Genomic DNA, 12,902 nt, shown 5'->3' on the forward strand with positions numbered 1-12,902 from the left:
AAATATCGTGCCAAATTAAAATTGCTGTCCGATAATGAAATGCGTTTCCCAACCGTTAGGCCCGGGTTGTCCTCCAATAGGATCAAAACCGTAACCAAAGTCAATACCAAGTAAACCAAAGGCTGGCATAAAGATTCTTAAACCTGCCCCGGCAGATCTATTCACCTGGAAAGGATTAAAGTCCCTAAAATTATCGTAAGATGCACCTGCTTCCAGGAAGGTAAGTGCATAAATAGATGCTGTTGGCTTTAAGGTAATAGGATATCTAAGTTCTAAAGAGTATTTGTTGTAAATGGTAGCGCCATCATCATTAACTCCGGCAGGACGATCTAAAGGAACTACAGATTGATTTGGATAACCTCTTAACTGTACGGTTTCTCTGCCATCTAAACTAAATGCGCCAAGGCCATCTCCCCCAAGAAAGAATCTTTCAAAAGGTGGAACACCACGATCGCTATTATAAGCTCCAAGGAAACCATATTCGGCGTTAGTTCTTAGTACAAGTTTGTCGTAGATTTGAGTAAACCACTCACCACTAAACTTAACTTTATAGAATTCTAACCAGTTAAATTTCTTCTGATCTATTAGACGTTGGTCTCCAACTGCATTTTCAGGAGTGACCCTGTTGCCTTGTTGGTCTATAAGATTCCCATTATCATCTTCCAGCTGAAACTCTCTTTGATCAGCTAAATTTGCATAATCTACACCATTCCATAAAGAATAAGGAGGAGTGAATTTTGCCGTAAGTTTAAATTTAGAACCCCCCATTGGGAAAATTGGGTTTACATAAGTATTATCTCTTGTGAGTCCAAAAGTATAGGTGAAGTTGTTAGAGTGACCATCACCAAAAGTAAATAGCCCCGTATTGTAATTATTTAAGTTATAACGCTGAAAACCTACCGAGTGAGACACCGTCATATAAGGATCTGGTACCGTTAAACGTTTTGCCAGGCCTACGTTTATTCCAAGTATATCAAAACTTCTGCTTCTATCTGCTTCTCTGTTTATATAATCGAATAAAAACTGTCTTGTATAAGAGAAAGAGGTTTGCAAACTTACCGGCTTTTTACCTCCCAACCATGGCTCCTGAAAAGACAGGCTGTACGTTTGATAAAACGTACTGGCTTGTGCTCTTAAAGAAAGCGTTTGCCCATCTCCCATAGGTACTGGCTTATAGGCTTCTTTATCAAAAATTCCAGATAAAGAGAAGTTGTTAAAGGACAGCCCCAAAGTGCCAATAAAGCCACCGCCACCGTAACCACCTTGTAGTTCTATTTGGCTGGCGCCTGCTTCTACAACAGAATATTCAAGGTCTAAAGTACCGGCCTGCGGATCTGGATCAACAAATTTTGGTTCTAATTGCTCTGCATCAAAAAATCCAAGTTGTCCAAGTTCCCTAACGGTATTAACCACATCTTCCTGGCTATATTTTTGGCCTGGTTTTGTTCTTAATTCACGATAAATAACGTGATCTTTTGTTTTGTCGTTTCCGGTTACACTAATATTATTGAAGTATGCTTCTTTTCCTTCAATTATTCGTATTTCAAAATCTATGGTATCGTTGTAAACATTGGTTTCTACAAGGTTAATGGTAGAAAATAAATAACCATTGTTTTTATACAGGTTAGAAAGATCTTCCCCGTCTGGTTTGGTTTCATCGGCAATTCGCTCGTCTAAAAGCACCCCGTTATAAACATCGCCTTTATTAATTCCTAAAGCTCGTTGTAATTGCGCATCGGTATAAACCGAATTTCCTAAATAATCTATATTACCAATATAATATTGATCTCCTTCTTCTACCTTAAGGTTTAAGGCTATGGTTTCGTCGTCAACTTCTACCAAAGAATCTGTAACAATCCTGGCATCTCTATAACCACTTTCCTTATATTTATCTATAATATTTTCTTTGTCTTCCTGGTAATCTGCCCTCACAAATTTTGATCTTTTCCAAAAGCGGAAAAAATTCTTTTGTTTGGTGTTTTTCATGGCCCTTTTAAGCTTCCAGTTAGAAAATTTTTCGTTGCCAGAAAAATTTATTTCGGCAATTTTTACACGATCACCCTGGTCTATGTCTATAAGCATATTTACCAGGTTGGTATTTGCTGTAGTATCGGTAACTTCACTAGTGCTTATTTTTGCCTTAGCATTAAAATAACCTTCTTTTCTATACTTACTTTCAATATAATTTTTGGTGGTGGTTATAAGGTTTTCAGAAACTTTTGCGCCTGTTCTTAGTTTGTTTTCCTTAATTATTTCTTCCTTCTCCCGTTTTTTAAGTCCGGTAACCTGAACTTTATTAAGTTTTGGAACTTCCTGTATCTCAATTTCAAGATCGGCTACATTGCCGTCACTTACATTGGTGATATAAAAGTTAATATCACTAAATTGATCAATATCCCATAGTTTATTGATCACGCTACTAATTTTATCTCCGGGAATATAGATTTCTTCCCCTTTTTTTAGACCGGTATAAGCAATTACGGTTTGCTCGTTAAAACTAACGGTACCCGTAACTTTTATATCTCCAATTATATATTTTTTGCCATCTGCTAATGGTAAGCCCTGAGCTTGTGAAGAAATGCTGAATATTAAACTGCATGCTATTGCCAGAAGGGTAAATACTTTCTTCGTCATGAATGCGCTAACTGAGTTGCTCACTGGTTTTTCCAAATCGTCGTTCTCTATTTTGATAATTGTAAATGGCTTCAAAAAGATTTTCTTTTCTAAAATCTGGCCATAAGATTTTTGTAAAATATAATTCGGCATAAGCAATTTGCCATAATAGAAAGTTGCTTATACGTTGTTCTCCGCTGGTTCTGATTAGTAAATCCACCTCCGGAAAATTTCGGGTGTAAAGATGCTGATTTATAACCGATTCATCAATAGCATCGGCGCTTATTTCATTATTTTTAACTTTCAGGCTAATTTCACGTATTGCAGAACTTAGCTCTTCCCGTGAACCGTAACTTAGTGCAAGGTTAAGCACCATACGATCGTTGGTTTTAGTTTTCTCTATAACTTCGTGAAGTTCTCTAAATACCTTTTTAGGCAGGGTATTTAGATTTCCTATAGCGTTTAACCTAATATTATTGTCCTGAAGTGTTTTAATTTCTTTTCTTAAGGAAGAGACCAATAGACGCATTAAAGTGTCTACTTCTAATTTTGGACGCTTCCAGTTTTCGGTAGAAAAAGCATAGAGGGTGAGGTATTCTATGCCAATTTCGGCTGAAGCTTCTACAACATCTCTAACTGCGGTAGTGCCTTCTTCGTGCCCAGCAGCCCTAAGAAAGCCTTTTTTTCTTGCCCAACGCCCATTACCATCCATAATTATGGCAATGTGTTTAGGTAGTTTCTTAAGATCTATGTTTTTTTTATAATCCATATTAAAATCTACTGTAGCAAGGTTCCCTACCCCATGAGAAGGTGAAATTCACGCCCGTAAAAACATACCAATCGTTGGTATTTCTATTTCCGAATTCCTTTTTTGGCATTCTGTTCCCAAAAATTTCTTCAGGCCAGCTTCCATCCAGGTTGTCGGTAAAAGTATAACGAACACCTACTTCCAGGGCTCCTACAATATGCGAGGTAATACTTTCTTTGTAACCAAAAACTACCGGAATAGCAAAATCCCAGTTGGCGCCCTGGTTTTCCAATTGGCCGTTAGGAAAATCGGCATCAAGTAGTAAGTGATCTGCTCTAAAATAAGTTATCCCTGTATACAAATATGGGGTGCTTTGGGGATGGCCTTCGTGCAAATCAAAACTCCAGAAATTATACTCTAATCCTAACGAAGCTTCTGCAATTGTATTGTTAAAAGAGTAGCCTCTGTTTAATCTTCGGGGGTCATTAGAATTTGCATCGTCGGCATTTATTTCTGCATATAAAAGCGAAAATCTAAAAGCGTGACGTGGGCTGCGATTCCATTTAAGCAATGCGCCTCCAACCAGTCCGCTGGGTAGAACAAAATTGGTTCGCCCTACATCTCCAATATAATTGGCGCCACCAATATATGGTCCTACTTCAAATGTTTGAGAATTTGTTTTTGGAGCAAAAACAAGCATGATTACTACAACTAATAGGTACCTCATAGGCTTTCAAAAGTTTGCAAATATAACAATTATGTTTGCTCCACAATAATTTGAGCAATTTTGTATATATTCTTAAACAGTTTTTAAAATCATTTATTGCTTAATTACGTTTATCCTCACCCCACATTAACTTTTTTCTTAGGGTGTGAAGAAAACTATCGCCTTTAAGTTCAACAAGATTTATTGCGTAGGGTGCTTTTTCTATAATAATTTCAGTATCATTTTCCAGGGTTGCGATACGGGAATCCATAGAAACTAAATGAGATTCTTCCCGTCCCGATACCCGAAGTGTTATTTTAGTATCGTCTTTAATTACTAAAGGACGCGCGTTTAAATTATGTGGCGCAATGGGGGTAATTATAAGAGAGCCTGCATCTGGGGTTATAACCGGGCCGCCACAACTAAGGGAGTAACCGGTAGAGCCTGTGGGTGTAGAGACAATTAATCCATCGGCCCAATAAGAATTTAAATATTGATCATTTAGCCACGTATCTACGGTAATCATAGAAGTGGTGTTTTTTCGGCTAACTGCAACTTCGTTAAGGGCTATATTTCTAAAAACCGGGTCGTGGCTGGTGGGATTTGTTTTAATATTTAAAACAGTTCTACGGGAAATACTAAATTTCTTTTCAAGAATACTCTGTAAACATTCTTTGATTTCCTCTTTTTGAATAGTTGCCAAAAAGCCCAATCTCCCTGTGTTAATTCCTACAATTGGAATATCTAAATTTCTAATATAATTTATAGATTTTAAAATAGTACCATCTCCACCAATACAAAAAAACAAATCGAAACTATTATCTAACTCTTCAAATGTGTTGAAGTGTGAGTAATTTTCATTTATAGTTTTATTTAAATGAATTAGATCCAGGAAATTTTCTTCAATTACTACTTTAATATTTTCGCGCTTCAGCAATTCCAGAAGCTGCCCTATATAGATCCCGGCATTTGTATGGTAAAACTGACCGTAGATGCCTACTTTCATATATTCATATATTTATCTAAATACTTAGAGCGGTCTCTAAGATTTTTGTTGAAATTGTCTTCCCGGTGTTCAGAAATTATTTTATAACCATAGCGGCGGAAAGACTGAATAATTTCATTTATACCCGAAGGGCTTAATTTAACCGTGATTTGGGCAACATCATTTTCAATTTTTGAAATAAAGATCCCCAGAATATTGGCATTATTAGATTCGGTAATTTGGGTGATTTCGCTAAAGGAATAATCTTTTATACCTTTTTGGATCACAATAATATTTCCCGCTTCGCTTAAAAAAGGCGTTTCGTTAAATAAGGCAATAATTTCGTTGAGTTCTACATAGCCCAAATAGGTGTTTTCTTCATCTAAAACAGGAAGAATATTGGTATTGTTTTGGGCAAAACGTTCTAAAATATCCAGCCAAAAATCTGTATTTCTAACAAAAAAACCTTCCAGGGCATATTGATAATCTTCCAGCGATTTTTCGGCTTCAAAACAACGAATATCGTTTTCTGAAATACAACCCATATAAATACCGTTGTTTTCTACTGGTAAATGCGAATAGGTTAACTGATTGAATAAGTCCTGGACTTCCCCAATTTTATCAGAAAAATGCCTTATAGAGACATCGTTAATTATAATATCTTGCATGTTCATGATGTCGTTTCCTTTTTATGCAAATTAATTAAAATAAAATTCATTAGGGCATTTACAAGTTTGTATTTTTGTTAAACAAAAGCTTATAAAATGACTAAATTAAGTGTAAATATCAATAAAATTGCCACTTTAAGAAATGCCCGAGGGGGCAATATTCCCAACGTAGTGGAAGCCGCCAAGAAAATAGAATCTTTTGGTGGGCAGGGTATCACTGTTCACCCAAGGCCAGACGAACGGCATATTACTTACCAGGACGTGCGGGATCTTTCTCCAATTGTGAAAACCGAGTTTAATATTGAAGGAAATCCGGTTGCAAAATTTATTAATTTGGTGCTGGAGGCAAAACCGGCTCAGGTTACTTTAGTACCAGATGCCGAAGATGCAATTACCTCTAATGCCGGCTGGAATACTATTAAAAACAAAGAATTTCTTCAGGAAGTAATCCAGGAATTTAAAAATAACGGTATTCGTACTTCTATATTTGTTGATCCCGATAAAAAAATGATAGAAGGAGCTGTGGAAACCGGTGCCGAGAGAATAGAATTATATACCGAGGCTTTTGCAGTAAAATATGCGAAAGGTGATAAAACGGGGGTAGAACCTTATAAAAAATGTGCAACTCTGGCACATCAATTAGGTTTGGGAATAAATGCCGGGCACGATCTTTCTTTAGAAAATATAAATTATTTTAAAGATAATGTACCTTACTTAGATGAGGTCTCTATTGGCCACGCACTAATTGCTGAAGCTTTATATATTGGGCTGGAAAAAACCATTGAAAAATACCTGGAATTGCTGAAATAATACAATTCCATAAAAAATAATTGCAATGAAATTAAATTCTATAATACTGGGAAAGGGGCAGCCCTTATTAATACTGCACGGCTTTTTAGGAATGAGTGATAATTGGAAAACCATTGGCAATAAACTTGCTGAAGAAAAGGATTTCCAGGTGCATCTTATAGATCAACGTAACCACGGGAAAAGTCCGCATACCAATGAGCATAGCTACGAGTTAATGGCTGAAGATGTGAAGGATTATTGCGAGCAACATTCTTTATCAAATATTATTTTAATGGGGCATTCTATGGGAGGTAAAACTGCAATGCTTGCCGCAGCCGAATATCCTGATTTGGTAGAAAAACTTATTGTGGTAGATATTGCGCCTAAATATTATAAACCGCATCATCAGCAAATCCTGGATGGATTAACAGCTCTGGAAGAAGCAGATTTAGACTCCCGGCAGGAAGCCGATAAATTACTTTCAGAATTTATTTCAGAAAAACCAATCAGGCTTTTTCTTTTAAAGAATTTAAACCGAAAATCTGAGGGCACATACTGTCTAAAAGTAAACCTGGAAACTTTAAAAGAGAATATTGAAGAAGTAGGCAAGTCTCTTCCGCAAGATAAAATTTTTAAGGGTTCTACGCTATTTATAAAAGGCGCTAATTCAAATTATATCAAAGAAGAAGACAAAGCTGCTATTCAAAAACAATTTCCTGAAGTTAAATTTGAGGAAATTCGCAATGCAGGGCACTGGGTTCACGCTGAGAAAATGAACGATTTCTACAAAGCTGTGGCCGATTTTCTTTAAAATCCTTCTAAATTTATTATGTGTGCATAATAAATTATCGTTTTTTGTTGAGTAATATGTAATTTATTCTAAATTTGGAGATAGTAAATTATTAGTATAGAATAAAATCCAAATCAATTATGAGAAAATTACTTTTCCTGGGCCTTTTTGGTCTAATGGCTGCGGTAACTTATGCAGGTGGGTATAGAGTGAGTCTCCAGGGACAAAGATCGCTAGCTATGGGCCACACCGGTGTTGCGGTAGTCAACAATGCTGAGCTTGCATTTTTTAACCCCGCAGGCCTTGTGTATCTTGAAAACAAGATAAATGTAGCAGCCGGTGCCAGTGCTGTTTTTTCCAATGTGAAATATCAAAATTCAGAATTCGGAATTAGTTCTGAAACCGATAGTCCTGTAGGAACGCCATTCTATGCCTATGGTTCTTACCGTGTGAACGATTGGTTAACTTTAGGATTGGCAGCTTATACTCCCTACGGTAGTAGTGTAGAGTGGCCAACAGATTGGGCCGGGTCTCATTTGGTAAACAATATAGATCTCCAAGCAATTTATATCCAGGCTCTTGCTTCTGTGAAAATTTCAGATAAATTAAGTGTTGGTGGTGGGCCAATCTATGTAAATGGATCGGTAAACTTTAACCGTAACCTTAACCGTACGCTAACTGATCTTAATGGAAACCGATCTAATGTAACCGTAGATGCCAGTGGGGTTAGCGCCTTTGGATGGTCTGCCAGTGCAATGTATAACGCAACCGAGGATTTACGTTTTGGTATAAATTACCGAAGTGAAATTATGGTTGAAGCAGAAGGTGGGGACGCTACTTTTCAAAACGTTCCAAATTCTCCTTTAACTCCTTTTCAGGATACACAATTTGATGCTGCATTGCCTATGCCTGCAGAGCTTTCGGTAGGACTTTCTTATGAGCTTCTGGATAAATGGCTTTTTGCATTCGATTATAATATGACCTACTGGGATGTTTACGAATCCTTAGATATAGATTTTGCAAATGCAACTCCAGATTCTAATAATCCAAGAAATTACAAAAACTCTTCTTCTTACAGGTTTGGTTTACAGTATTTTGCAAACGAAACCGTTACCTTAAGAGTTGGATATTATTTTGACGAATCTCCGGTGCAATCAGGTTACTTTGCTCCTGAAACTCCAAGAAACGATGCCCACGGATTTACCGGCGGACTTTCTTTACACGTAAGTGATAGATTCTCTATAGATGCGGCTTTCCTTTACAACAGGTATGAGGAAGTAGACGAATCTTACAATTATTATACTGAGAATGGAGAGACTGTTCCTTTTGAAGGAACTTATAAAACTTCAGCCTTTATTCCGGGACTTGGTGTAACCTACAAATTATAAAATTTAGAAGATGAAACAGTATTTTAAATATATAGCAATATTGGCGCTGGGAATTGTTTCCTGCGAGCCAGAATTTGATAACCCGGTAGACGAAGCCGGGGCGTACAGTAACGGGGAAGCAGATTTTTCCCGATACGTAGCCCTTGGTAATTCACTAACTGCTGGATATGCAGATAACGCCCTTTATATCACCGGGCAGGAAAATTCTTATCCAAACATCCTTGCGCAGCAATTTGATAAAACTCAGGATATCGAGGATTTTACTATTCCTTTTATGAGTGATAATGCCGGCGGACTTTTAGCAGGAGGTAATCAAATAACAAATAATAGATTGGTGCTATCTGTGGTAAATGGCGATACCCTTCCACGAGTATATACAGGAATGCAACCAACTACTGAAGTGGGAAATGTTCAACAGGGGCCGTTTAGTAATATGGGAGTACCCGGCGCTAAATCTTATCATTTAGGTGCTGCAGGATATGGAAATGTCCAGGGAATAGCAGTAGGAACTGCAAACCCTTATTTTGCTCGCTTCGCATCTGCGCCTAATGCTTCTGTAATGGAAGATGCTCTTGCTCAGGACCCAACTTTCTTTTCTTTATGGATAGGAAATAATGATGTTCTTGGTTATGCAAGAACTGGGGGAACAGGAGTATATCAATTAAATAATTTGCAGCCTTCTACATACGCAGATAATGATATTACAGATCCAAACGTTTTTGCCAGTGTATATAGTGAAATGGTACAGGCTTTAGCCGCAAATGCAAGTGGTGGAGTTCTTATTAATATTCCAGATGTAGCTTCGGTTCCCTTTTTTACAAGAGTACCTGTTAATGCTATACCTCTAGATGCTCAAACCGCCGCAGCCTTAAATCAGCAATTTTCAGCTTACAATACACAGGTTCTTCCTGGTTTGGTTCAGGCTGGTTTTATTACCGCTGAAGAAGCGCAAAGCAGACAAATTAATTTTGCTGAAGGTCAAAATTATGTAACGCTACAAGATGAGTCGCTAACCAATATTGGCCAGGCTATTCAGGGAGCGCCATTTAATCTTGATCCTCAAACTGCAGGATTGTTAAGTCAGTTAAGACAGGCTACACCTACAGATCTTATTCCTTTAACCAGCTCTGGAATTCTTGGAACTCCCGTGGGTGATAATCCAAATATGATAAACGGGGTTTCGGTTCCTTTAGGAGATGAGCACGTTTTGACAAATGCAGAGCAAGAATTAATTAGAGATGCTACAACTAGATATAATCAGGTTATTTCTGGTTTGGCAGAGGCTAATGGTCTTGCGTTTGTAGATGCTAATGCAATGCTAAATAAATTAGCAACAGATGGGATCTCTTTTGATGGCGGATTTGTAACTTCAGATTTTGTAACTGGAGGTGCTTTCTCACTTGATGGTATCCACCTTACACCTCGAGGAAACGCAATAGTTTCTAACCGTATAATTGATGCAATTAATACTACTTATAATGCCGATGTGCCTAAAGTAAACGTAGGTGCTTACGGTACAGTGACCTATAACAACGAAGTTCAATAAGAACACATACTTTTTAATACAGATATACAAACGCCGGATTTTTCCGGCGTTTTTTGTATTTTTCAGAATCTAACTAATCTGAATATTATGAATTTTATATTAAGAATATTACTTACCGCAGTTGCAGTAGTTATACTGGCCAAATTTTTACCCGGGGTTGAGGTAGAAGGCTATCTAACTGCAATAATTGTAGCAATTGTCCTGGCTATTCTAAACCTACTGGTGAAACCAATTTTGGTAATTTTCACCTTGCCGGTTACTATCCTTACTCTGGGTTTATTTTTACTCGTAATAAATGCGATAATTATCTTACTGGCAGATGCTTTTGTTTCAGGATTTGGAGTTAGCGGCTTTTTTATAGCCTTGCTGTTTAGTTTGCTTTTATCACTCTTTCAATCCTTGCTGTTTTCTTTATTAGGAAAAGATTAGCACAATATTGCTGAAATTCAATAATTTGAAACTTTGTTGGCTTGGGAAAAAAGTGTAATTTTGCACTCCAATTTTTATAACAAGTCAAGATGAATATTACCAGAGAGAATATTGATGAATTGAATGCGGTAGTAAAAGTAGATATCGCCAAAGAAGACTACGCCGGTAAAGTTGATAAAATCTTAAAAGATTACCGTAAAAATGCCAATATTCCCGGCTTTAGAAAAGGGCACGTGCCTATGGGAATGGTAAAGAAACAATACGGTCAGGCTGTGTTGGTAGATGAGGTAAATAAACTTTTACAGGATTCACTAAATAAATATCTTACCGAAGAAAAACTGGATGTTCTTGGAAATCCTCTTCCAAAAGAACAGGAAAACTTCGATTGGAATAAAGAAGAATATAGCTTTGAGTTTGAACTTGGTTTGGCTCCAGAGTTTGATGTAAACCTTGAACTTGAAAAGCCGGTTACCCATTACAATATTGTGGCAGATGAAAAAATGGTGAATAACCAGATTGAATCTATTAGAAAACAATACGGGAAACTGATCTCTAAAGATGAGGCTGAAGAAGGAGATATCGTTGCTGGTACCTTCAAAAATGAAGAAGAAGGGATTGAGAAAGAAACTTCAGTAGAATTAGAAAAACTTAAAGGGAAAAGAAATCTTAATAAGTTTGTTGGTGCTAAAGTTGGCGATTCTATCACTTTAAAGACCAAAAGTCTTTTTGAAGATGACCATGAGCTAATTCAGCATTTAGGAATTGAGCACGATAAGGCGCACGATCTTGATATTGAAGTTGAATTTACCATAAAAGAGATTAACCATAGAGAACTGGCTGAGCTTAACCAGGAATTATTCGATAAGCTTTTTGGTGAAGGTAAAGTAACCAGTGAAGATGAGCTTAAAGAAAAGATCAAAGATGATGCAGCAAAACAATTTAAGCAGCAAAGCGATCAGCAGTTAATGAACGATGTGACCAAGCAGCTTATTGAGCAAACTAAATTTGAACTTCCTAAAGAATTTCTTCAAAAATGGATTCAAACAGTTGGTGAGAAACCAATGACTGAAGAAGAAGCCAAAGAAGAATACGAAAAGAGTGAAGAAGGTTTACGTTACCAGTTAATTGAAGGTAAAATAGTAAACGAAAATAACCTTACAGTAGAGTTTGAAGATCTTAAAGCTTTTGCTAAAGAAAAGATCAAAGAACAAATGGCACAGTTCGGCCAAATGAATCCTGGAGATAAAGAACTTGACGATATCGCGGCAAGAATTCTTTCTAATCAGGACGAAGTAAAAAGAATGTCAGAGCAATTAATGAACGAGAAATTGCTTGATTTCTACAAAGAGAAAATGTCTTTTGAAGAAAAAGAAGTGACTTACGATGAATTTGTGAAAGAGATTTACGAGTAAGCTTTTTCTATAAATTTATACTTATATTTAAGGCGTTAAACCATTTGGATTAATGCCTTTTCACTTGAAAGGCAGCTAAGAGAAAAAGCTTAAAAACAGAAAAATTGATGGATTACGGAAAAGAATTTGAAAAATACGCCACTAAACATCACGGTATAAATAGTAACTATTACCAAAAGATAGTGAGCAGCGTGACTCCTACGGGGATGACTCCTAATATTATTGAAGAGCGACAAATGAATGCAGTCGCGATGGATGTTTTTTCCAGGTTAATGATGGATAGGATTATCTTTATGGGTACTGCAATAAACGACCAGGTTGCAAATATCATCCAGGCGCAAATGTTATTTTTAGAAAGTACAGATGCTTCTAAAGATATCCAGATCTATATAAATTCTCCGGGAGGAAGCGTTTATGCAGGTTTGGGAATTTATGATACTATGCAGTTTATAAAACCAGATGTGGCCACAATTTGTACAGGAATGGCAGCCTCAATGGGCGCAGTATTGCTTTGTGCAGGTGAAAAAGGAAAAAGAAGCGGTTTACCGCATTCAAGAGTGATGATTCACCAGCCTTTAGGAGGTGCGCAGGGACAGGCCAGCGATATAGAAATTACAGCGAGAGAGATATTAACCCTTAAAAAGGAACTTTACGATATTATCGCAAAACATTCTGGCCAATCTTATGAAAAAATTGAAGAAGATAGTGATCGTGACTACTGGATGAAGGCTGAAAAAGCCAAAGAGTACGGAATGATTGATGAGATTTTAACGAGAGAAGGATAAGAATTAATTTTCAGTTTATTATTTTATAGATTGAAAATTGAAA

At 36.9% G+C, this 12,902-nt stretch carries 12 protein-coding genes; 7 read left to right on the plus strand and 5 right to left on the minus strand.

The window, feature by feature from the left end:
* Window positions 1–15: 15 nt before the first annotated feature.
* The 5 genes from bamA to AO058_RS05885 form a co-directional block, all read right to left on the minus strand.
* Window positions 16–2,634, minus strand: a complete 2,619-nt coding sequence (gene bamA / locus AO058_RS05865; protein ID WP_177195695.1) for an outer membrane protein assembly factor BamA — start codon at window positions 2,632–2,634, stop codon at window positions 16–18.
* 7 nt (window positions 2,635–2,641) lie between these two features.
* Entirely contained in the window at window positions 2,642–3,382 is a 741-nt protein-coding gene (locus tag AO058_RS05870) for an isoprenyl transferase (RefSeq protein WP_075325682.1), read from the minus strand.
* Window position 3,383: 1 nt separating this feature from the next.
* A complete protein-coding gene (locus AO058_RS05875) occupies window positions 3,384–4,088 on the minus strand; it encodes a type IX secretion system protein PorG (protein ID WP_075325683.1) in 705 nt (234 codons plus the stop codon).
* Window positions 4,089–4,188: 100 nt separating this feature from the next.
* The gene (locus AO058_RS05880) at window positions 4,189–5,073 is read right to left on the minus strand and encodes an NAD kinase (protein ID WP_075325684.1); all 885 of its coding nucleotides are present in this window, start codon (window positions 5,071–5,073) and stop codon (window positions 4,189–4,191) included.
* Complete coding sequence (locus tag AO058_RS05885; protein WP_075325685.1) at window positions 5,070–5,726, minus strand: CBS domain-containing protein; 657 nt, start codon at window positions 5,724–5,726, stop codon at window positions 5,070–5,072. The genes AO058_RS05880 and AO058_RS05885 overlap by 4 nt, the downstream gene beginning before the upstream one ends.
* A gap of 90 nt (window positions 5,727–5,816) precedes the next feature.
* Between AO058_RS05885 and AO058_RS05890 the strand changes: the two genes are divergently transcribed.
* The 7 genes from AO058_RS05890 (at window position 5,817) to clpP (ending at window position 12,859) form a co-directional block, all read left to right on the plus strand.
* A complete protein-coding gene (locus tag AO058_RS05890) occupies window positions 5,817–6,530 on the plus strand; it encodes a pyridoxine 5'-phosphate synthase (protein ID WP_075325686.1) in 714 nt (237 codons plus the stop codon).
* A 25-nt stretch (window positions 6,531–6,555) separates the two neighbouring features.
* Window positions 6,556–7,320 (plus strand): alpha/beta fold hydrolase, encoded by a 765-nt coding sequence (locus tag AO058_RS05895; RefSeq protein WP_075325687.1) that lies wholly within the window; start codon window positions 6,556–6,558, stop codon window positions 7,318–7,320.
* Window positions 7,321–7,439: 119 nt separating this feature from the next.
* A complete protein-coding gene (locus AO058_RS05900; RefSeq protein ID WP_075325688.1) occupies window positions 7,440–8,687 on the plus strand; it encodes an OmpP1/FadL family transporter in 1,248 nt (415 codons plus the stop codon).
* 10 nt (window positions 8,688–8,697) lie between these two features.
* Complete coding sequence (locus AO058_RS05905) at window positions 8,698–10,233, plus strand: SGNH/GDSL hydrolase family protein (protein WP_075325689.1); 1,536 nt, start codon at window positions 8,698–8,700, stop codon at window positions 10,231–10,233.
* An 87-nt stretch (window positions 10,234–10,320) separates the two neighbouring features.
* Complete coding sequence (locus AO058_RS05910; protein WP_075325690.1) at window positions 10,321–10,662, plus strand: phage holin family protein; 342 nt, start codon at window positions 10,321–10,323, stop codon at window positions 10,660–10,662.
* An 89-nt stretch (window positions 10,663–10,751) separates the two neighbouring features.
* Window positions 10,752–12,074 (plus strand): trigger factor, encoded by a 1,323-nt coding sequence (gene tig, locus AO058_RS05915; protein ID WP_075325691.1) that lies wholly within the window; start codon window positions 10,752–10,754, stop codon window positions 12,072–12,074.
* A 107-nt stretch (window positions 12,075–12,181) separates the two neighbouring features.
* Window positions 12,182–12,859, plus strand: coding sequence for an ATP-dependent Clp endopeptidase proteolytic subunit ClpP (clpP, locus tag AO058_RS05920; protein ID WP_075325692.1), 678 nt, complete (start codon window positions 12,182–12,184; stop codon window positions 12,857–12,859).
* Window positions 12,860–12,902: the final 43 nt, after the last annotated feature.

The sequence above is a fragment of the Salegentibacter sp. T436 genome, from assembly GCF_001932675.1.
Classification (GTDB): Bacteria; Bacteroidota; Bacteroidia; order Flavobacteriales; family Flavobacteriaceae; genus Salegentibacter; species Salegentibacter agarivorans.

Coding starts and splice junctions, on each gene's coding strand:
- AO058_RS05880 (WP_075325684.1), bottom strand. CDS start 5,073: ATGAAAGTAGGCATCTACGGTCAGTTTTACCATACAAATGCCGGGATC.
- tig (WP_075325691.1), top strand. CDS start 10,752: ATGAATATTACCAGAGAGAATATTGATGAATTGAATGCGGTAGTAAAA.
- AO058_RS05885 (WP_075325685.1), bottom strand. CDS start 5,726: ATGAACATGCAAGATATTATAATTAACGATGTCTCTATAAGGCATTTT.
- AO058_RS05870 (WP_075325682.1), bottom strand. CDS start 3,382: ATGGATTATAAAAAAAACATAGATCTTAAGAAACTACCTAAACACATT.
- AO058_RS05910 (WP_075325690.1), top strand. CDS start 10,321: ATGAATTTTATATTAAGAATATTACTTACCGCAGTTGCAGTAGTTATA.
- bamA (WP_177195695.1), bottom strand. CDS start 2,634: ATGACGAAGAAAGTATTTACCCTTCTGGCAATAGCATGCAGTTTAATA.
- AO058_RS05890 (WP_075325686.1), top strand. CDS start 5,817: ATGACTAAATTAAGTGTAAATATCAATAAAATTGCCACTTTAAGAAAT.
- AO058_RS05900 (WP_075325688.1), top strand. CDS start 7,440: ATGAGAAAATTACTTTTCCTGGGCCTTTTTGGTCTAATGGCTGCGGTA.
- AO058_RS05895 (WP_075325687.1), top strand. CDS start 6,556: ATGAAATTAAATTCTATAATACTGGGAAAGGGGCAGCCCTTATTAATA.
- clpP (WP_075325692.1), top strand. CDS start 12,182: ATGGATTACGGAAAAGAATTTGAAAAATACGCCACTAAACATCACGGT.
- AO058_RS05875 (WP_075325683.1), bottom strand. CDS start 4,088: ATGAGGTACCTATTAGTTGTAGTAATCATGCTTGTTTTTGCTCCAAAA.
- AO058_RS05905 (WP_075325689.1), top strand. CDS start 8,698: ATGAAACAGTATTTTAAATATATAGCAATATTGGCGCTGGGAATTGTT.